Source organism: Trichocoleus sp. DQ-U1, from assembly GCF_039961925.1.
Classification (GTDB): Bacteria; Cyanobacteriota; Cyanobacteriia; order Cyanobacteriales; family FACHB-T130; genus FACHB-T130.
The window spans coordinates 1-19,754 of record NZ_JAMPKB010000034.1; the positions used below are offsets into that span (position 1 = coordinate 1).

The 19,754-nt window shown below is 46.5% G+C and carries 21 protein-coding genes, 1 tRNA gene and 3 pseudogenes; 12 read left to right on the plus strand and 13 right to left on the minus strand.

The window, feature by feature from the left end:
- Both NDI34_RS15610 and NDI34_RS15615 read left to right on the plus strand, forming a co-directional pair.
- Nucleotides 1-101: pseudogene (locus tag NDI34_RS15610) on the plus strand (IS5/IS1182 family transposase); the annotation flags it as partial.
- A gap of 311 nt (nt 102-412) precedes the next feature.
- On the plus strand, nt 413-2,569 hold the full coding sequence (locus tag NDI34_RS15615; RefSeq protein ID WP_348233110.1) for a CHASE2 domain-containing protein: 2,157 nt from the start codon (nt 413-415) through the stop codon (nt 2,567-2,569).
- A gap of 198 nt (nt 2,570-2,767) precedes the next feature.
- Here NDI34_RS15615 and NDI34_RS15620 read toward each other — a convergent pair whose 3' ends face one another.
- Entirely contained in the window at nt 2,768-2,974 is a 207-nt protein-coding gene (locus NDI34_RS15620; RefSeq protein WP_190428662.1) for a hypothetical protein, read from the minus strand.
- Between the two features lie 98 nt (nt 2,975-3,072).
- Between NDI34_RS15620 and nuoB the strand changes: the two are divergent.
- Together nuoB and NDI34_RS15630 are read left to right on the plus strand one after the other, a co-directional pair.
- Nucleotides 3,073-3,738, plus strand: a pseudogene (gene nuoB, locus NDI34_RS15625) (NADH-quinone oxidoreductase subunit NuoB); the annotation flags it as partial.
- 129 nt (nt 3,739-3,867) lie between these two features.
- Nucleotides 3,868-5,133 (plus strand): FAD-dependent oxidoreductase, encoded by a 1,266-nt coding sequence (locus NDI34_RS15630; RefSeq protein ID WP_348233111.1) that lies wholly within the window; start codon nt 3,868-3,870, stop codon nt 5,131-5,133.
- A 125-nt stretch (nt 5,134-5,258) separates the two neighbouring features.
- On the opposite strand, the gene NDI34_RS15635 is transcribed toward NDI34_RS15630, so the two are convergent.
- The 3 genes from NDI34_RS15635 to NDI34_RS15645 all read right to left on the minus strand — a co-directional run bounded on the left by NDI34_RS15635 (nt 5,259) and on the right by NDI34_RS15645 (nt 9,037).
- Nucleotides 5,259-6,323 (minus strand): DUF3466 family protein, encoded by a 1,065-nt coding sequence (locus tag NDI34_RS15635; RefSeq protein ID WP_348233112.1) that lies wholly within the window; start codon nt 6,321-6,323, stop codon nt 5,259-5,261.
- A gap of 124 nt (nt 6,324-6,447) precedes the next feature.
- The gene (locus NDI34_RS15640) at nt 6,448-8,286 is read right to left on the minus strand and encodes an ABC transporter ATP-binding protein (RefSeq protein ID WP_348233113.1); all 1,839 of its coding nucleotides are present in this window, start codon (nt 8,284-8,286) and stop codon (nt 6,448-6,450) included.
- A 19-nt stretch (nt 8,287-8,305) separates the two neighbouring features.
- Complete coding sequence (locus tag NDI34_RS15645; RefSeq protein WP_348233114.1) at nt 8,306-9,037, minus strand: Nif3-like dinuclear metal center hexameric protein; 732 nt, start codon at nt 9,035-9,037, stop codon at nt 8,306-8,308.
- Nucleotides 9,038-9,112: 75 nt separating this feature from the next.
- Between NDI34_RS15645 and NDI34_RS15650 the strand changes: the two genes are divergently transcribed.
- Nucleotides 9,113-9,280 (plus strand): hypothetical protein, encoded by a 168-nt coding sequence (locus NDI34_RS15650; RefSeq protein WP_242029004.1) that lies wholly within the window; start codon nt 9,113-9,115, stop codon nt 9,278-9,280.
- Nucleotides 9,280-9,999: a hypothetical protein gene (locus tag NDI34_RS15655; protein WP_190986736.1), complete on the plus strand. Its 720-nt coding sequence runs from the start codon at nt 9,280-9,282 to the stop codon at nt 9,997-9,999. Before NDI34_RS15650 ends, NDI34_RS15655 begins: the two co-directional genes overlap by 1 nt.
- Before the next feature lie 82 nt (nt 10,000-10,081).
- On the opposite strand, the gene NDI34_RS15660 is transcribed toward NDI34_RS15655, so the two are convergent.
- Together NDI34_RS15660 and NDI34_RS15665 are read right to left on the minus strand one after the other, a co-directional pair.
- Nucleotides 10,082-10,306 carry a hypothetical protein gene (locus tag NDI34_RS15660; RefSeq protein WP_190428966.1) on the minus strand — a complete coding sequence of 75 codons (225 nt, stop codon included), beginning with the start codon at nt 10,304-10,306 and terminating at the stop codon, nt 10,082-10,084.
- A gap of 2 nt (nt 10,307-10,308) precedes the next feature.
- Entirely contained in the window at nt 10,309-10,635 is a 327-nt protein-coding gene (locus NDI34_RS15665; RefSeq protein WP_199292014.1) for a hypothetical protein, read from the minus strand.
- Nucleotides 10,636-10,832: 197 nt separating this feature from the next.
- Between NDI34_RS15665 and NDI34_RS15670 the strand changes: the two genes are divergently transcribed.
- A complete protein-coding gene (locus NDI34_RS15670; RefSeq protein ID WP_348233115.1) occupies nt 10,833-11,621 on the plus strand; it encodes a hypothetical protein in 789 nt (262 codons plus the stop codon).
- Nucleotides 11,622-11,673: 52 nt separating this feature from the next.
- On the opposite strand, the gene NDI34_RS15675 is transcribed toward NDI34_RS15670, so the two are convergent.
- Nucleotides 11,674-11,847: a hypothetical protein gene (locus NDI34_RS15675; protein ID WP_190427526.1), complete on the minus strand. Its 174-nt coding sequence runs from the start codon at nt 11,845-11,847 to the stop codon at nt 11,674-11,676.
- Nucleotides 11,848-11,939: 92 nt separating this feature from the next.
- Entirely contained in the window at nt 11,940-12,116 is a 177-nt protein-coding gene (locus NDI34_RS15680; RefSeq protein WP_190427525.1) for a hypothetical protein, read from the minus strand.
- A gap of 15 nt (nt 12,117-12,131) precedes the next feature.
- Between NDI34_RS15680 and NDI34_RS15685 the strand changes: the two genes are divergently transcribed.
- A complete protein-coding gene (locus NDI34_RS15685) occupies nt 12,132-12,716 on the plus strand; it encodes an NAD(P)H-dependent oxidoreductase (protein ID WP_190687230.1) in 585 nt (194 codons plus the stop codon).
- 55 nt (nt 12,717-12,771) lie between these two features.
- Here the strand turns inward: NDI34_RS15685 and NDI34_RS15690 are convergent, their stop codons facing one another.
- From NDI34_RS15690 to NDI34_RS15700, 3 genes are all read right to left on the minus strand, one after another.
- A complete protein-coding gene (locus NDI34_RS15690; RefSeq protein WP_190440330.1) occupies nt 12,772-13,233 on the minus strand; it encodes an MgtC/SapB family protein in 462 nt (153 codons plus the stop codon).
- A 110-nt stretch (nt 13,234-13,343) separates the two neighbouring features.
- Nucleotides 13,344-13,428: transfer RNA gene (locus tag NDI34_RS15695), tRNA-Ser, on the minus strand.
- A gap of 44 nt (nt 13,429-13,472) precedes the next feature.
- Nucleotides 13,473-14,408, minus strand: coding sequence for a TIGR04168 family protein (locus tag NDI34_RS15700; RefSeq protein WP_190415129.1), 936 nt, complete (start codon nt 14,406-14,408; stop codon nt 13,473-13,475).
- A gap of 346 nt (nt 14,409-14,754) precedes the next feature.
- Between NDI34_RS15700 and nadA the strand changes: the two genes are divergently transcribed.
- The 3 genes from nadA to NDI34_RS15715 all read left to right on the plus strand — a co-directional run bounded on the left by nadA (nt 14,755) and on the right by NDI34_RS15715 (nt 17,227).
- Complete coding sequence (nadA, locus tag NDI34_RS15705; protein WP_348233116.1) at nt 14,755-15,729, plus strand: quinolinate synthase NadA; 975 nt, start codon at nt 14,755-14,757, stop codon at nt 15,727-15,729.
- A gap of 190 nt (nt 15,730-15,919) precedes the next feature.
- Nucleotides 15,920-16,534 (plus strand): TIGR04282 family arsenosugar biosynthesis glycosyltransferase, encoded by a 615-nt coding sequence (locus NDI34_RS15710; RefSeq protein WP_348233135.1) that lies wholly within the window; start codon nt 15,920-15,922, stop codon nt 16,532-16,534.
- 3 nt (nt 16,535-16,537) lie between these two features.
- Nucleotides 16,538-17,227 (plus strand): TIGR04283 family arsenosugar biosynthesis glycosyltransferase, encoded by a 690-nt coding sequence (locus NDI34_RS15715; protein ID WP_348233136.1) that lies wholly within the window; start codon nt 16,538-16,540, stop codon nt 17,225-17,227.
- A 210-nt stretch (nt 17,228-17,437) separates the two neighbouring features.
- On the opposite strand, the gene NDI34_RS15720 is transcribed toward NDI34_RS15715, so the two are convergent.
- A protein-coding gene (locus NDI34_RS15720) for an IS630 family transposase (protein ID WP_348233117.1) occupies nt 17,438-18,305 on the minus strand; the annotation gives its coding sequence in 2 pieces (ribosomal slippage) (nt 17,438-17,992 and nt 17,994-18,305; 867 coding nt in all).
- Nucleotides 18,306-18,420: 115 nt separating this feature from the next.
- Nucleotides 18,421-19,219: pseudogene (locus NDI34_RS15725) on the minus strand (LuxR C-terminal-related transcriptional regulator).
- A gap of 90 nt (nt 19,220-19,309) precedes the next feature.
- Between NDI34_RS15725 and NDI34_RS15730 the strand changes: the two are divergent.
- Entirely contained in the window at nt 19,310-19,732 is a 423-nt protein-coding gene (locus tag NDI34_RS15730) for a DUF6220 domain-containing protein (RefSeq protein ID WP_348233118.1), read from the plus strand.
- Nucleotides 19,733-19,754 lie beyond the last annotated feature (22 nt).

Here is a 19,754-nt window from a genome sequence, read left to right on the forward strand (position 1 = left end):
AACTCAAGCAGTATCGAGCGATTGCAACGCGCTACGACAAGCGTGCGGTTAACTTTCTCGGTGCGATTCACCTCGCTGCTACGGTCATCTGGTTGAATTGATGACACGCCCTAGAATTATTTGGTCTTTTCAGCAGTTGCTAAAATTAAAACCGAATACTTCTACGGCAAAATCTTTGGCATGATGGGGTATCGTTTCATCATCCAATTATTTAGCACTTTACGGATAGCCAAAACAGCGACAACGCTGCTGTCTTAGTATTGAAGAAAGGATAATCAGCAACTCTGATTTTGAAAAAGTCTCTCATTGACCAGACTTAAAGTTTGCACCGAGCCATCTACACATACTGAGGAAAGTTGTATCACGATGGTGTATACAACAAAATTGTTTGGATAACCCTGCAACCAGGTCGATGGTAAAAAAAAGTATATGGACAAGATTGAAGCAACAGCTTCAACAAGAGCGCCGAGTACCAATCGCTTCGTCGGCTGTTGCAAGCTGCATCATTATCCTGCGGATGGCTGGACTGTTTCAATCCTGGGAGTTGGCAGCCTTAGACCAGATGTTTCTTTTGCGTTCTTCAGAACCAATAGACGAGCGCGTGGTAATTGTCGAAATTAACGAAAAAGACTTAAAGCACGTAGGACAATGGCCCATTCCTGACGCAGTCATGGCAACTTTAGTACAAAAACTAAATGCCTTTGAGCCACGAGCGATTGGTCTGGATATTTATCGCGATCTCCCAGTACCACCCGGTCATGTAGAATTCATCAAAGCTGTTCAAACGATCCCTAACTTGATCGGAATTGAACTATTGAAGACTGAAAAAAGCTTGGGTGTTCCACCATCCCCAGTACTAAACCGTCTCCAACAAGTTGGTTTTAATAATGTGGTCGTTGATGCTGATGGTAAGGTGCGCCGTAGCTTTTTATATGCACACGTAGATAACAAACTACATACAAGTTTTGCGCTCCAGTTGGCGTTGATTTATTTGAAGGAAAAGGGAATTACTCCGAGTCCGTCGCGCGTGAACCCCGATTACCTACAGCTAGGTAGGGGTGTCTTCCCAGTTTTTAAATCAAATGATGGGGCTTATGTGACGGCTAATGCTCAGGGTTATCAAATATTAGCCAACTTTAAGCAACCCAATAGCTTTCAGATTGTTTCAATGGTAGATGTTCTGGAAAACCGGGTACAACCGAGCCTTTTACGCGATCGCATTGTTTTGATTGGTTCAACCGCACCCAGCCTCCAGGATTTTTTCTATACCCCCTACAGTAGCCGTCTCAACCAAGGCGCACAAAGGATTTCAGGTGTCGAACTCCAAGCCAATTTTACCAGTGCGCTCCTGAGCGCTGCTCTGGACGGACGTTCCTTAATCAACGTCTGGCTCGATCTCGTAGAAGCCTTGTGGATTTTGGTTTGGTCGTGGATAGGTGCCTATATCAGTTGGCGATTGCGTCTCCCTAGAAAGTCTGGTCTCAGTATTTTAGCGGCTGGGGCTGGATTGCTCGGTATTTCCTACCTGGCCTTTCTCTTCGGTTGGTGGATACCGCTGATTCCTCCACTCCTGGGGCTTGTAGGGTCTGCGATCGCGATCGTGAGTCATCTGGCTTATTTGGAGGAGGAGTTAAAACGCTCTAAAGAGTTTTTGCAAAAGGTGATTAATACCATCCCCGATCCAATTTTTGTCAAAGACAAAGAACATCGTTGGATTATTTTAAATCAGGCATATTGCAAATTTATTGGTTATCCCCTAGAAACTTTACTTAAAAAGTCTGCTTATGAGTTCTTTCCTAAACATGAGGCTGAAGTTTTTTGGCAGAACAATGAGCAAGTTTTACAAGGTGGTGAGGAGCAAGAAAATGAAGAAGAATTTACGGATATCTTTGGTACAACTCACCTAATCGCTACCAAGCGATCGCTCCATAAAGATGCTGCCGGTAATATTTTTTTAGTTGGTGTCATCCGAGATATCACTGAACGCAAGCGGATAGAAGAAGAGTTGAAACGAACGGCAGAGGAGTTAATCCGTTCTAACGCCGAATTAAAACTTTCAGAAGACCAAATGCGTCATCTGGCTTATCACGATCCCCTGACTGGTCTACCTAACCGCAAACAATTCTATGAACGCATGGTTCAAGCTCTAGAATGGGGTAGTAGTAATAACCAGTTGTTTGCTCTTTTGTTTCTCGATCTGGATGGCTTTAAGCAGGTTAATGACACGCTCGGACATGACATGGGCGACTTGCTGTTACGGATGGTCGCTCAACGACTCACGGGTTGCTTGCGCGGCAGCGATACCGTCTCGCGTTTGGGTGGTGACGAATTTACAGTAATTTTACCTGCAATTAGTAGAGTTCAAGATGCTGCCAGAGTTGCAGAAAAGACTTTATCAACCCTATCTCAGCCTTTCATTCTCAACGGACAAACTATCTTCGTAACTGTCAGTATTGGTATTAGCATCTATCCTTTTAATGGGAACACTGTAGATACCTTAATTAAAAATGCAGACTCTGCTATGTACCGTGCTAAAGAACAGGGTCGCAATCGATTTCACTTCTTCTGATCCTATTTTCTTGAGGAGTTGCAGTTTACTCGTTGTTAATTAATAAAAATTCGCTTGCTCATTAGTTATTAAACAGTTGCTATTAAAGAATAACGAATTCATTAATCAATAAAGAAATTTAAAATTACTTGTAGTCTTTCTAAAAATATTGCTTCAAAAACTGTAGATGACCTCTACAACCGGGCAACCCTGTTCAGTTTATGGTCTATCCTGTTCAGGAGTGCTTTTGCCTTCATGGAAGGGACGTTCACAGCCCGTTTTGATTTTGACTGGAGAATATTTAGAATCGCCCAGTCGGGTGAATGCACGCAAAGAATTAGTTGTAACGATAGGAATGTAAGCCTCTGTTCTTCCCCAGCTGATATGAGAAACAGAAGCGATCGCCTCTAGTTGAACTGATTTCACGAGGTGTTCAAGATGAACGCAATTCCAACTTCTATGCGGATCGAGACCCACAACATTCTCGATGCAAGCGTTTATAGATTGAGCTAAAGGAGGACAAGATGAATTTGACAGCAACCATTATTGAACCTGACAATCAAAAAACTCAGATTCTCAACCCCATTGAACGACCTGAGATTACCCATAGTCTTTCGGAAAATGTCGTTTTGACAACCGTAGACGATTTTTACAACTGGGCACGCCTCTCCAGCTTGTGGCCTATGATGTTTGGGACTGCCTGCTGTTTTATTGAAATGATGGGGATGTTTGCAGCCCGTTTTGATTTTGACAGATTTGGCTTGAAACCTTGGGCAAGTCCTCGTCAAGCTGACTTGATGATTACCGCAGGCACCATCACTATGAAAATGGCTCCAACATTGGTGCGCCTCTACGAACAAATGCCAGAACCCAAGTACGTCATTGCAATGGGTGCTTGCACGATTACCGGCGGTATGTTTAGCGCAGACTCACCAACAGCGGTGCGGGGAGTCGATAAGTTGATTCCGGTCGATGTTTATCTGCCGGGGTGTCCTCCCAGACCAGAAGCCGTGATTGATGCAATTATTAAACTGCGTAAGAAAATTGCCAATGACTCGATGCAGGAGCGAGATATCATTGCTCAGACTCATCGATACTACAGCATTCGCCACCAGATGAAGGTAGTTTCGCCAGCCGTTACGGGTGAATATTTAGAATCGCCCAGTCGGGTGAATGCACCCAAAGAATTAGTTGCAACGATGGGATGCAAGCCTCTGTTCTTTCCCAGCCGATTTTAGAAACAGAAGCGATCGCCTCTAGTTAAACTGATTTCAAGTTGAACTGATTTCAAGTTGAACTGATTTCACGAGGTGTTCAAGATGAACGCAATTCCAACTACTCCGCAGACCGAGATCCCCGCCACGACCCACGATATTCTCGATGTACAGCAAACACACTGCTGCATTGTCGGTGGAGGGCCTGCGGGGGCTGTCCTAGCGCTTCTCCTAGCCCGTCAAGGCATCCCAGTGATGTTGCTAGAGGTACACAAAGATTTCGACCGCGATTTTCGGGGAGACACGCTTCATCCATCGGTGATGGAAATCATGGATGAACTCGGTTTGGCGGATCGCTTGTTGCAGATGCGTCACACAAAGGTTCCCAGTCTTACTCTGAAAACGACCGAGGGGCCGATTCGATTTGTTGACCTCAGCCACTTGAAGACGAAGTACCCCTACATCACCATGCTTCCCCAGGTAGATTTCCTGCAATTCATTACTGAAGAAGCGAAACGCTATCCAAATTTTCAGCTGGTGATGGGAGCGAACGTACAGGAGTTGATTGAAGAAAATGGGGTCATCCAGGGTGTACGCTACCGGGGACACGGCGGCTGGCATGAAGTCCGATGTCAAGTGACCATTGGCGCAGACGGACGCTTCTCTCGCATCCGCCAATTAGCCGGGATGGAACCGATCAAGACTTCGCCGCCAATGGATGTGCTTTGGTTCCGCTTACCTCGCAAAGCGGACGATCCCGAAGAAACAATGGGGCGCGTTGCTGGCGGTCATCTTTTGGTTCTGCTGAACCGCTTTGATTATTGGCAGGTTGGCTATGTGATTCCTAAGGGTAGCTATCAACAGTTGCGGGAAGCGGGTTTAGAAACTTTGCGTCAGTCTGTAGCTGAGATATCATCCCTGTTTGCAGACCGGATGCAAGAATTACATGATTGGAGCCAAGTGGCGCTGCTTACCGTCGAGTCTAGCCGCGTCAAGCGTTGGTATCGCCCTGGTTTGCTGCTGATTGGCGATGCGGCTCACGTCATGTCGCCAGTTGGTGGAGTTGGCATTAACTACGCGATTCAGGATGCAGTGGTCGCTGCAAATGTGCTGAGTGAGCCGCTGAAAAAAGGACAGTTGCAAGAAAGCGACTTGGTGAAAGTACAGCGCCAACGGGAGTTGCCGACGCGGATTATCCAAGCCTTTCAGTCTTTGGTTCAGCAGCGGGTTATTGCGAGGGCGATTGACTCGACCCAGACATTTAAGCCGCCATTCTTGCTTCGGTTACCGATTTTGCGCGACATCCCGGCGCGTTTGATTGCTTTTGGCGTCTGGCCTGTTCGTATCAAGAAAAGCTTAGAAGCAACTTAGCTCCAATCGCACTAACTCAAAGACTTGTAGCAAAGTACACAAAGGAGAGAAGAAGATTTCACGTTTTCAACGCTTTTTTTCAAAAGCATTAAGGGGATTTGTTGCGGACAAGCCGTAAAACGGTATTAGCGTGCAAAGGGTGTTAACTGGAAAGCTTGGGTTTTGCCGTTATAAGTACCGATGCCAACAATGACTCCGCGATCGCTAATGTCGGTGGCACTGGTTAAATCCCAACCCGAATTAGCTGGAATGACGTGATTTAGGTCAATCATGCGATCGCCACTGTAAAGAAAGGCGCGGGGGATGCGGCTGGCATTCTCTGCTTCACCGACCACTTGCCCCTGATTGTTGATACTGTGAGCAATGCTGCTTTGTCCCCCTAAAGTTCCGAGGTCGAGCATCTTGCCATTGTTGTAGAGGAAGGCTTGAGGGCGATGATTCGCGGTGTCTGCCACGCCAACTATCTGACCTTGGTTGTTGATACTGTTAGCGGTGCTGCTTTGTCCGCCTAACGTACCGAGGTCAGTTTTTTGACCGCCGCTGTAGAGGAAAGCTTTGGGAATGCGATCGCTATTTTCTGCGGAACCAACGACTTGTCCGTTTTCATTGATGTCGTTAGCGTAGCTATTCGCACCTCCGAAAGTGCCGAGGTCAATCTTCTTGCCGTTACTGTACAGGAAGGCGTGCGCCTTATCGTTGCGAGTCTCGGCAAATCCGACTATTTGACCTTTACGATTGATACTTCTGGCATCGCTGCTTTTACCGCCAAAAGTGCCAAGGTCAATTGTCTTGCCATTTTTATAAAAAAAGGCGTGATAATTGTCGTTGGCAAAGGTCATCACACCGACTATTTCCCCGTTGTCATTGATACTCGTAGCGGCATTGTAGCGGCTGTTAATACTGTTAATTTCGGTCATTTTGCCATCACGATAGATGAAGGCCGTTTGGGTACTGTCGTTAGGGTTAAAAAAACCAACGACTTGACCGTTATTATTAATTTTTTTAGCAACGCTGGCACGGCTATTAAGGGTGTCCAAATTAGTGATGCTGTAGCGTTGATTTACGGGGATTTGTGTCTGTGATTGCTGTGCGTTACCTGATGCATGAAGGGAGACGCGGGCAGCAATCATCAATCCACCGAGGGAAGTAATAATTCCTAAAATAGCGATCGCTTTATGAGTGAAATTCATTATTCCGCGATACCTGAAAAATCCAAGGGAAAGGCAAATATTGGTTGTGCCTGTTCTCCTCGACTAGCGATCGCTCGCGATAGTTGCTAATTCGATCGGAATCCCCCAATCGGATTAGTCATTTCTACTGGTATCCCGCTGCTTGCAACGTGAACAACCGCGCGTAGCGTCCTCCAGCTTTCAATAACTCCTCGTGACTTCCTTGTTCTATCACCTTTCCGGCTTCCAAAACTACAATCTTGTCAGCCATTCGTACCGTCGAGAAGCGGTGGGAAATTAAGAGAACCATCTGATTTTTTGTTACCGTCCGGAAGCGGTCAAAAATCATCACTTCCGCTTCTGCATCCATCGCCGCTGTTGGTTCATCCAATACCAAGATATCCGCTTTCGTTCGCATAAAAGCGCGAGAAAGGGCGATTTTTTGCCACTGACCGCCAGACAGTTCCGTTCCTCCTTTAAACCATCGTCCTAACTGAGTCTGAAACCCGTCTGTCATCGTTTCGATAAAAGGTTTCGCCATGCCTTTTTCTGAGGCAATTTCCCAGTGTTTTTCGTCTTCTAAGTGGTTGACATCCCCAACACCGACATTCTCTCCTACCTTGAACTGGTAGCGAACGAAGTTCTGGAAAATCACGCCTATCCGTCGGTGCAGCACTTCAATGTCCCATTCCGGCAAATCCAAGCCATCAAGTAAGATGCGCCCAGAATCGGGGGCGTACAATCGAGTTAAAAGTTTAATCAGCGTGGTTTTTCCAGACCCGTTCTCTCCGACAATCGCTAGTTTTTCTCCTGGTTTCAGGTGTAACGAGACTCCATTTAAGGCGGGTTGAGGGCTTCCTGGGTAGGTGAAATAGACATTCTCAAAACGCACCCCATCATTCGGAAGTACACCCTGAGTTGCCATCCCCCAAGTTTTGGGGATGTCTTGTTCTAGAAACTCGTAGAGGTTGGAGAGATACAGGTTGTCTTCATACATTCCCCCAATGGAAGTGAGGGCGGCGGAGAAGGTAGACTGTCCTTGCCGAAACACCATCAAGTACATCGTCATGTCGCCGAGAGAAATCCGACCCGCGATCGCTTCTAGGACAATCCAGGCGTAGGCGACATAGAAGGCGGCGGTACTCAAACTTCCCAGCAAGTAACCCCAGACTCCTCGTCGTAAGGTTAAATCCCGGTCTTCGCCGTATAGTCGTGAGAAGATGTCTTGATAGCGTTGCAGCAACATCGGCCCCAACTGATACAGTTTCACCTCTTTGGCATAATCTTCCCGCGCAATCAGTGTTTCCAGGTAGTGTTGTTGGCGGGTTTCCGGCGATCGCCAGCGGAACAAGCGAAAAGCTTCCCCAGAAAAGCGCGTTTCGGCGATAAAGGCAGGTAAGGCAGCTACAACCAGGACTACCACTGCCCAAATCGAGAATTGCAGCAGCAAACCGCCGTAGGTGACCAGCGACAGACCACTCTGAATTAAGCTGAAAGTCCGGCTGACTAGCGATAAGGGACGGCTGGATGCTTCCATCCGCGCCCGATTCATCTTGTCGTAAAACTCGGAATCCTCAAAATGCGTGAGGTTGAGTGTAAGTGCCTTTTCCAAAATTAAGACATTCACCCTTTGACCCAGCAACACTCGCAGCAAGGACTGACAAACGGATAGACCTCTTTGACTACCTGCCAGCAACAGGACAGCGATCGCTTCTAATCCTACATAACCTAACGCTGTCCAGCGATCGCTTTGCAAGCCGGTTTGAGAAGCCAAAACTACCCCATCGACGATTAACTTGCTGACATAAGCAACAGCCCCTGGTAGCAAACCGGCGAATAAGGTGAAAGCGGCAAGAACGATCGTGAGAATGCGGCTGGTAGTCCAGACTAAACTAATCGCGCGATCGCTATATCGGAAAACTGCTAAAGATTGGCGTAAACGTTGCCCAATCAATCTGAAGAGATTAAATTTCTGACGACTCATAATCTATTTATAACGTCGTCTAGGCATCAGAACGAGCAACGGCAATCGTCCCTAGAGGCGGTAAAACGACTTCTAGATTGAAGTAGCGATCGCGCAACACTCCCGCAAGCGATCGCAATCCCCATTCTTCACTCCGACGATGACCAACGGCGATAACGCGAATTCCGGTTTCTTCCACAGCCGCTGCTGCTGGCTGTCGTAACTGTCCAGTAATGTATAGATCGGCACCCCGCACAGCCGCCTCGCGGATTAGCGCATCAGTCATTGCCCCAACGACTGCGACTCGCTGGATGTCGCTTTCACTACTCGCAAGAGTTTTATCGTATCCGCCGAAGATTTCCCGAACGCGATCGCAGTAACTCACAAAACTCTGTACAGCAATGTCTCCAATCGTACCAATCGGTCGTCCTTCCTTTTCTCCCAACACCTCCAATGCCGACATCCCCAGCACATCGGCAAGTCGAGGATTAAAACCCAGTGTCATGCGTTCGTCAAAAGCCAGATGATACGCCAAAATACCCATATCCGGTGCTAATCTTCCCGGTTCTAGCTTCCAAGGACGATGTAAAAATAAAGCATCTATTCGTTTAGATTTCGCCCATTTTTCTAACCCCGCCCAAGGTTCTAAGGCTAATCCTATCCGACGAATCGGGCGCGTTGAAGGGTGATAAATGCCACCTTGGTCGTCCCCAAAGCGATGAACGGCAAAGAATCGATCTAAAAATTGTGCAATATCATCAATAACTATCATGCTCCCAGCCCGTGTAACTGTATTTGCGAGTGAATTTCACCTAAATCCGCACGAAATCTGACCCTAACATTGGAATTGGGTGAAAACAAAATTATCATAATTTGGCGGCTGGGCAGAGGAAAAGAAATTTGCACCCTCACAGGGCATTCAGAAATAGTTTTCTCTGTTGCTTTTAGTCCTGAGAAACAAATGTTAGTTAATGGTAGTAATGACAAGACGGCTATTGTTTGGCGAGGTTATTAATGAAAGGGAAATGGCTAGTTCTACTGGAGGGCAAAGAATCCTATCTTAGGAATCTTACCGATTTACTTCGTTCACCCGAATGCAGTGTGATTAAAGAAGAGGGGAGTTATTACCTAAGTTCTTCACGCTTTGACTTGATAACAGATGAGGTTCAAGTGTGTGCCTGTGCCACTGAACTTTTGATGCGGATAAATGCAGCGGCAATGGTTTATTTTGGAGATGTTAAACCATTTACACTTGATGTCATTGTTCGAGTTGATGAAGACGGAAAGAGGAATCGAGAGTGTCTACTTTCAGCAACTTGGACTATTGAAGACTTCGGTTTCGATATCCAATGGGATGGAAGTGAGGACTTTTCCCAACACCCTAGCTACTTAGAAACTTGGATCAAAATTGCAGGTGCAGAGCCAGACGATAAAATAAAAAAAGTTTTTCGGATTTTAACTGAGCGTAAAGACTGGGTTAATCTTTACAAAGTTTACGAAGTCGTTCAAGAAGACGTTGGTAAAAGAATCACAGAAGATGGCTGGGCTACCAAAAAGAAGACAGAATGCTTCTCTCGGACGGCTCAGAGTCCTGGCGCGATTGGCGATGATGCACGTCACGGGGTTGAGAAGTCTGAGCCACCGAAGAATCCTATGTCCTTACTAGAAGCACAGCGTCTCATCATAGTAATTGTGAGAAAGTGGCTTGAGTGGAAATCCAAAGAACAGAAATAGTCAGTAGAGCCAACAACGCGATCGCCAACCCTGTTTTTGCTAGAAAGCAATCGCTCTCAACATCTCACGCTGAAATTTATAGCTAGGGATCGGTAGAACTGGAAATCGGATGGATCGAAGAAACTTGCTGCAATTTTTGCGCTTCCAGCACTTCTAGCCTAGCCAGCGATGTAGCCGCGTCTGCTAACTGTAAAGCCAGATTTACCCGACATACGGGATCTGTTGCTTGCCAAAGATCCCGCGACAGACAATGTACTCGATAGCGAAACATTTTAATGGAGTATGACGGGATGGCTTTAACAGTCATGGTTACAATCTCTTTTCTACAGAAGCTTGAATGTCTAGAAGTACCCGTGCTGGCTCTAGATAAACAAATGTCAGTATGATTACTTGTTCGTCCGTACTGATTGTCACATCATGAAGGACTTCTTGCGGTAAAACCCGTTCATGCCTCACCACTACAGTGTATTGCCCAATTGGCAGGTCATCAAAGCCCGCGTCTGCATGAATCAGGTCAATTGTCTCCTGAGCGATCGCTTGCCCATTTTGCCTAAGTAAAGCGATAAAGGCAATGCCATCAATTGAAGTCAGGGCATGATTCTCCTGATTGCGAATCATGACATAAATATCAGACATTCACTCAGACCTCTGTTTCCAGTTTCATGAGTGTATCCGATAACAAACGCGATCGCTTTTTGGTTTAAAAAGCAGTAATTTGTTTAAAGTAGCACTACCAGCACGATCGCTTTTGTGTTCAATAACGCGATCGCAGCAGTTACAGAAAGCCAGCGACAGGGTACCATTGCTGTAGCAAACCCCAATTGAGAGGCGCTATGTTCATCAGCCTGATTGCAGACTACGGAACCGGCGATCCAGCTTTTGCAGAGGTCACGCAACGTCTTTTGATGGCTTTACCTTCCTCCCAGATTCACTGCCTCTCGGTTCCTCCCTTCAGCACCTTGGCAACTGGTTTCTGGATTGCTCAACTCGGACTCAATCCTGGTCCCGAAGAGCGTCTCATTTATCACAACTGCGCTCCTCGCCAAGATGACCCAGAAGCACGGCAAAACAATGAAGGCGAGGGATTAACTTATGCGCTGTTGCCTAATGGCGTCAAAGTAGTGGGTGTGTTTGCTGGTTACACGCTCTCTTTTATCAAAGACCATGCTCAAGTTTTGCAAACAGTCAAGGTTTCTAGAGGCGGGTCGCAGTTCCGTTCGCGGGATGTGTTTCCTAATGCAGCCGCCGCGATCGCTCAGGGAGATACTAGCTATTTAGGAGAAGTCTTAAACCCTAGCCAAATCCCCGATGCACCGAGCGATCGCGTTGCCTGGATCGATGGTTACGGGAACATCAAAACCACAATTCCCGCTGATACCCTCAACCTAAAACCGGAAGAAAAAGTAGTGATTCGGGTCGGGGATGTCGTGAGCGATGCCGTTTACTCTGACGGCAGCTTCCGGGTGCCACAGGGAACTTTAGCATTTTCACCAGGAAGTTCCGGCTGGAATGCTGCGAAGGATGGAAAGGCTATCCGTTGGATGGAATTATTTTTGCGAGGCGGCAATGCTTGGGAACGCTTCGGCAAACCCCGCGTGAATCAGGTAGTGACACGACTCTAAATAAGGAATTAAAAATTATCCTTTCTGAATTTTTAATTTGCCGTTTCTAATTCTATAGCGGCTCTTTCGGAGCATTGCCGATTAGCGCTTGCACCAAATTCCAAAATGCCGAAATAAATGCCCCTCCTAAGACAACGAACATCAACATAGCAAGCGCGGCAAAGGGAGAGGTAATGAATAAAACGATGAACGCCAGCAATAGAATCGTCAGTAGTGCCTTGTTCATAGATATTTTTTCCTTCCGATTCAGGTCTACTCTCAAAGCATAACGAGAGGGTTTGTTGTCGCGTCCCCTTCTGTGTGCTGAATTAAATATCATCACACTGGGAGATGATCTACATAGCGAGTCACTCTTAAAGAAGCCAGGAAGCTGCTAAGAGCAAGAGCCGCTGTACTTTGTGCCGCTACGAAGAACGCGATCGCCTTTAACAAATCTTGGCTATCCCAAATCGCCTCTAGTGAATTATTATCAACCAGAGATAGAAGTAGCACCAAAACTGATTTGCACCTATGGCTTATACCCCTAAAATCTTGGCATTTGCAGGTAGCACCCGCACTGATTCGTACAATAAAAAGCTGGTACAAGTTGCTGCGAACGGAGCGCGGACAGCGGGAGCTGAGGTGACATACGTGGATCTGCGCGACCTGCCGATGCCACTATACGATGAGGATCTCGAAAAAAGCGAGGGAATGCCTGAAAATGCGCGGAAGTTTAAACAGCTGATGATCGAACATCAGGGACTTCTCATCGCTTCTCCGGAGTACAACAGCTCAATTACAGCCGTTCTGAAAAATGCCATTGATTGGGCGTCACGTTCAACCGCACCAGAGGAACCCCCGCTCGTGGCTTTTGCGGATAAGGTGGCGGCGATTATGAGTACCTCACCGGGAGGATTGGGCGGTTTACGCTGTTTAGTCCACCTGCGCTCGATCCTGGGAAATATCAGAGTTATTGTTCTTCCCGATCAGATCGCGGTGCCTAGAGCTTTTGAAATATTTAATCCCGACGGTACGATGAAAGATCCCAAACAGCAAGAGTCTGTCGAGAAGTTAGGTGAAAAAGTTGCTCACGTGGTGGCGAAGTTGCACGGATGAAATATGGCGCTAAGAGCGATCGCTGATTTGCTAAGCCTAAACTTGATTAAAGTAACTACTTATGAGGCTCTAACCTTTTAAAAGCTCTTAGAACAACCAAACACAGCAAAGCCCCAATTAAGCTCATTTGCCATAACCCACACCCAGCAGCAATTCCTAAAGCAGCGGAAACCCAAGTAGCCGCAGCCGAGGTGAGTCCACGAACTTTAACACCTGTTTTCGATTCGTCCTGAGACTCGCGTAAAATTTCTCCTGCGCCTAAAAATCCAACCCCGGCTGTAACGCCCTGAATGACTCTGCCAAGAGCCTCAGCACTTTCTTGTGCCGTACCGATTTGGAGGGGCACGAGAACAAAGAATGCTGAACCCAGACTGACCAGCATATGGGTTCTTAAACCAGCTGGTTTGTTCTTGAGTTGGCGCTCTAAGCCAATAGCCGCTCCAACCAGCAAGGCAAGGCATAGCCTTAAGAAAATTCCTAAGCCATCATTGGGAGAAAGGATGTAGGTTTGTGGCAATGTTGTGCTACTAAAAACGAAGTTTCAACCAGTCTAGTTTACAGGCTGGTTTATATAGATGAATAGAAGGGGAATGGTTAGCTCGCAACCATTCCCCTTTGATTCGCTAACGGAGAGGGGGGGATTCGAACTCCCGGAACCTTTCGGTTCATCCGATTTCAAGTCGGACGCAATCGACCACTCTGCCACCTCTCCAGGTGTGTTTTTTTATCATATCAAGGTTGTGGAATTTGTTACTACTAACTTAAAACAGGTTGGATCGCTGGCTCGGTGCGATGGTAAAGAATCTGCTCAGATGCAACGGTGAAGTCTTTCCCAACCCAAATCAGGGAGACTTGGGAGACGATACCGCCTTGCAGAGAGACGAGAGAGAAATTATGCAGGCGGTTCGTCTCCGTTTGGATAATCCGAGGTACGCTGGCTGAATTTAAGTAAACGGTTCCCTCTGCGCTGACATAAACTGGGGTTCGCAAGTGGATCTTTGTGTGGCGCATAGTGTGGTGCATATGACCAAAGGTGACGAGGGGAATGGTTTTCCCTGCGTCGCGAGTTTGGGCGATCGCATCTGCAAAATCCGGATCGCCATAGTCGCCACCGATAGGATGCCAATCTTTGCCACAGGGGTCTTCTGGGCGATCGCCTAACCCGACAGGCCCATTGTGACCTATAAAAATAATCGTTTCAGAAGCAGCACTCTGAGCCGCTGAGAGAATTCGGGCGGTTGACTCCTCGAAATTCTTCACCCCATACCGTTGTTCGTAGAACTGGGCATTTTTCCAGACTTCTCCGCCCCAGCTAAAAGGGCGACTCCCAACAACTGTTAAATTCAGGGCGGGAAAATCAAGCGAACCGTAACCGACATGGGTTTCTCCCAACAAATCCATCTGTTGCTGCACCCGGTCTTCTTTCTGGCGGTCGTAGGGACACCGACTTCTGCCCCAATCTGAGGCGCTGTACCAAGCGTCATGGTTGCCAAATATTGCCGCTTTGGGAAGATCGAGAGATGCGATCGCTCTCACCACATCCACCGACTCATTGCCGAAATCCCCTACAAATAGCACTAGGTCAACACCCAGATGCTTGAGGGCAATTTCATCATCGCTGTCCCACTGGTCGTGAATATCGCCAACAACCGCAATTTTGATGGGTTTTTCCGGGTTCCTCTGATTGCTCATCCTATCTTCCTCGTCGGTCTTTCTCCAGCATAAAAAAGCATCGCCTGTTTTCGCAGTATCCTCTGGTGTAACTCCTTTTTTTTGTTTGTGAGCGATCGCGTGATTTGATTTTGCCAGGAACACTTGCCTGCTTGGGCGGGGTCTAGAGCGTTGTTCACTTTCGACACAATTCACCGCCAGGTAGCACAAGCCGATGAGCGATCGCACTGATGCATCTAACTCTTATTGAGAACCGCTATATTAAAGCAAATTTTCTCTGACCTGACTTGCCCACAAGTTTTGGTAAAAACAACTATAATTACTGATTACACGCCTAGCGATTTGATTCCCCCAAAAAATTATCACTGTGTTTACTACTACACTTCCTCAGCGTAATTTTGCTCAGACAGCGGCATTCCCTCACGATTTATTTGAGGCAATTAACGCCCTCAAAAAAGAGTTAAACGCTGTTATTCTTGCTCATTACTATCAAGATTCTGATATTCAGGATGTAGCAGATTATATCGGAGATTCCTTAGAGCTTTCCCGAAAAGCAGCCAGCACAAATGCGGATGTCATCGTGTTTGCGGGGGTTCACTTTATGGCGGAAACTGCCAAAATTCTCAACCCCGACAAGTTGGTACTCTTACCCGACCTCAACGCCGGTTGCTCGTTGGCAGACAGTTGTCCTGCGGATGCTTTTGCTAAATTTAAGGCGGCTCACCCCGGTCATATAGTCGTTTCTTATATCAATTGCTCTGCCGAAATTAAGGCAATGAGCGACATTATTTGCACCAGTTCCAACGCAGTTAAACTGGTTCTTCAGATTCCAGAAGACCAGCCGATTATATTTGCCCCCGACCGGAATCTGGGACGATATGTAATGGAACAATCGGGGCGAGATTTGGTGCTGTGGCAAGGTAGCTGTATGGTGCATGAAACCTTCTCTGAAAAGAAGATTGTCCAGCTAAAAATTGAACATCCAGAAGCTGAAGTTATTGCCCATCCAGAGTGCGAACCGTCGGTGTTGCGCCATGCCAATTACATCGGTTCTACTTCAGCACTGTTGAAGTATTCTCAAGCAAGTTCCACTCAGGTATTTATTGTGGCGACTGAGCCGGGAATTATTCACCAAATGCAGAAGCAGGCACCTAACAAGCACTTTATTCCTGCACCGCCAATGAACGACTGTGCTTGCAATGAGTGTCCTCATATGCGGTTAAATACTCTGGAGAAGCTGTATTTAGCGATGAAAAATCGGGCACCAGAAATTACTTTGCCAGAAGAAACGCGAGTGGCGGCGCTGCGTCCAATTCAGCGGATGTTGGAAATGAGCGCTTAGTCAATGTTGGGTCGGGAACGAAACCTGATGGAAAAGAACCCCACCCCCAGCCCCTCCCCGCTTGCAGGGAGGGGAGATGGAGTAAGAGACGCAGGCGATCGCTTGGTTGGGGTTCTTCATTTCGGGGGATCGATTGGACTTGGTATAACAAGCAATAATGAACGATGAATGAGCAACGAATTGAATGGCGATGAATAGAGAGTGCTTGATCGTTTTTACTCGCTATCCAGAGCCAGGAAAGGCAAAGACTCGGCTAATTCCGGCTTTGGGGGAAGAGGGCGCTTCAAATCTTCATCGCCAGATGACCGAGCATACACTCTCGCAGGTGAGGGAACTGCAAAGCGCTCGCGCGACGAGAGTGGAAGTTTATTTTACTGGCGGCGACCAGCAGTTGATGGAAGACTGGTTGGGAGCTGATATCATCTATCAGCCGCAGGGTGAGGGCGATTTGGGACAGCGGATGAAGTCGGCGTTTCAAACGGCTTTTGCGGCTGGAATGGAGGGTGTTGCCATCGTCGGTACTGATTGCCCTGGTTTGGATGCGAAAATAATGGCGCAAGCATTTGAGCAGCTAAACGGTCATAATTTAGTTTTGGGACCAGCGATGGACGGCGGCTATTATTTAATTGGGTTGCGGCGGATGATTCCAGAATTGTTTGAGGAAATCAACTGGGGAACCTCGGAGGTGCGAGAAAAGACGGTAGCGATCGCTATCTCCCTTGGTTTGGCAGTTGCTTATCTTCCCCCCCTATTTGATGTTGACCGTCCAGAGGATCTTGCAAAAGTTACGAGTTTTGAGTTTTGAGTGATAGAAGCGGCAAGAATTTCCATTATTATTCCCGTTTTGAATGAAGCTGCTGACACGATTCGGTCAACATTAGCGAGTGTTCAGAATGCTGAAAATGTGGAAGTCATTGTGGTAGATGGGGGAAGTCACAATGAAACGGTTGCCCTGGTGAAATCCTGGGGTGTTTCAGTTGTGTCTTCCACTGCTGGACGTGCTTGCCAAATGAACGCGGGTGCAACGGCTGCGACAGGAGATATCTTGTTATTCCTCCATGCAGATACCTCTTTACCGCCTGAGTTTGAAAAATTAGTGCCTCTGACACTAGCCCAGCCTGGAACCGTTGCGGGTGCCTTTGAACTAAAAATCGATTCTCCAATGCGATCGCTACGTCTAGTTGAAAAGATGGTGAATTGGCGATCGCGCTTTCTTTCCCTACCCTATGGCGACCAAGCTATCTTCTTAAAAGCTTCTTTATTTCAGGATGTTGGAGGTTTTCCCGATCTCCCGATTATGGAAGATTTTGAATTGATCCGTTGTCTGAGACGTTTGGGGCGAATTGCTATTGTTCCGACTCCGGTACTGACTTCAGCCCGTCGCTGGCACAAACTTGGGGTTCTGAAAACTACCCTGATTAATCAAATAGTAATTCTCGGCTATTTCTTGGGAGTTCCCTCATCTCATCTGGTTAAATTTTATCGTCCTAAGAAGTGAGCAGACCCTTTATCTAAAATTTGATAAAAATAACCTGAGTTCGGGATAAGGGAGGAACAAAACAGATAGACTAAAAGTTCTAAATTCTCATCCATCGGCTTTTTCCATTTTTAGTCTAGAAAAATTGTTCTGCTGCGTCAATGACTTCTAGCAAACCTTTGAATCAATCTCTTGAGTGCAAACTTCTTAGTATAGCAGTCGAAGCATAGATTAGGACCTTAGGCGAACGGCTGTATCTACTCGTTCGCGAAAATCTTCGATAGTCCCAAGCGATTTTCTGACTCGATTTTTAATCGGAAACCAGTAATGCTCAATATCATTTAAGTCGGGAGAGTAAGGGGGTAAATATTCGAGTTCACAGCCAACCGATTCGATGAGTTTTCTAATTTTTTCGGATTTATGAAAGCTGGCATTATCTAAAATCACCATTTGCCCTGCTTTTAACTCAGGTACGAGTTTATCAGATAACCATTGCTCAAACACGGCACGGTTACAAGAGCCTTCCCAGGTTAGGGGCGCTATCAGTTTCCCTTGGCATAAGCCACTTATCATACTCACTCTTAGGCTTCTTTTCTTAGATTTTAAGTCGTGGAACCTTTGTCCTTTTTCATTCCAGCCATAACCATAATCTTCTCTATTATCTATGCCTGATTCATCTACATAAACTCGCTCTTTTAATTTTTTTTGGTCGATTTTTAAGATAAATTCTGTTCTTTTCTCTTCATCTTTTTCTCGATATCCGTAAGTTTTTTCGGGTAAAACCAATCTTTTTCAAGCCTTTTCTAATTGTTCGCTCGCTGATTTCTTCCGTCCATGCTTGAGCCATCTCTTGTTGAGTTTGACTACCATGTTTTTGGGCAAACTCTCTAAATTTCGCTAAATCAGTGATTTTCGCCCCATACCCTTGTTGATATCCCTTCTTGGCTCTATAATCTCGCGTTTCTTCTCTTTTGTTAAGCCATAAGTTTATTGTATTTCGACTAATGTTGAAGATTTTACTAGCTTGGGTTTTTCCCATTCCTCTATCTATTGCCCCTATTACTTTTATTCTCACGTCGTAACTGTAGGGAGCGGGCATTTTTTCTCCTGTTCACTCCTTTCTATTATTTCCTAACCCTTGCTTCGCTTGTTATAACAGCTGTTTGTTAAGTCACACAGCCTTTAGCAGCCGCTGATTGCAACTGTCAAACCACTTAATCTTTAGTGGAAACACAACCGAAAGGTGATGAGTGGGAATTCAGCACCGAGTTAAATAAATCTGAGTTTGCCTTGGATGAATGAAGCCTTATATTTGAAAGCTGTGCAATCATCTCTGCACGGGATGAAACCTCAAGCTTACGGAACATTCGCTTTAAAGCTTGCTTCACAGAATTTTCAGTAATCCAAAGTTGATTGCCAATTTCTGCGTTGGTTTGCCCCAACGCCACCAATTCTGCAATTTGCAACTCACGAGGTGTTAAACGTTCGGCTTTGCCGTTCTGAAGGAAACCGCTATTAAACGGTTGGTGCTGTGACTTTCCTGCAAAAATGCTTTGTGAATCCACTGTTGCAACCCAACTCGATAAGTGCAGGCAGATGGCACCTAAATCGACTAGATTTTCGCTATCAAAGGCAGGCATTATTTTGTCACGTGTGCAGCCGACTACACCTACGATTTGATCGTGATTAATGATAGGTCCTGCCATCACATGCCAGTGATCTGGACGAGGACAGATTAATTTCCAAGTCTTGGGGGTTGTCACTAATGCTTCGTGAACCGGAGCATAGCGCTCTGCTTAGTAACGCGCCACAGGGTTATGCTCAATTGAGAGTGCAATTTTCAAGATTTTCTGAAAATTGCGATCGCTTAAGGGCAGTTGGTTAAAGAAAAAAAATTGCCCATCGTTTCGCTGCAAAATATTCACCAATTTTTGGCGCGATTTGCGATCGCAGGTCGGATTTGCTATGGGTTTGGCGAATGGCTGACAACAGAGGCTCTAAGGAACTTGTCATACGTGAAGGGGTCTAAAGTGTACCCGATCGAGGTCTAGAAGCATTAAGGCGCTCAGCCTATATTAGCTTTAATCTCAATAATCCCCTGATATGACTATCAATCCAGAAATCGCTCGCACTTCTATCCGCGCGATGCAGGTCGGCTTTTATGCGACTTCAGTCGTCTTTAACCTATGCTTGATTACTCAATTATTAACAGTCGGAATCGCCTACTTTATTAGTCCTGCATGGTGGAATATTCACGTTTGGTTAGTCCGAGGGTATGGTGGACTGTCGTTACTATTACTAGGATGGTCATTTTCCACCCCATTTCCACCTCAAATACAACGCCTCACTGCGAGTCTACCCGTGCTGCTGGGACTACAGTTTCTCACCATTCATCTCAAGAGTCCTTTGCACCTAGAGATACTACACCCTTTGATCGGGTTTTCGTTACTCTACGTTTCTTCAAGCCTTGTCCATCGTGTATGGCGCAGCCTATCGCTCCATCATCAGCAGAATGAGCAAGTTTAAGAGGTAGAGATGACACAAGAGG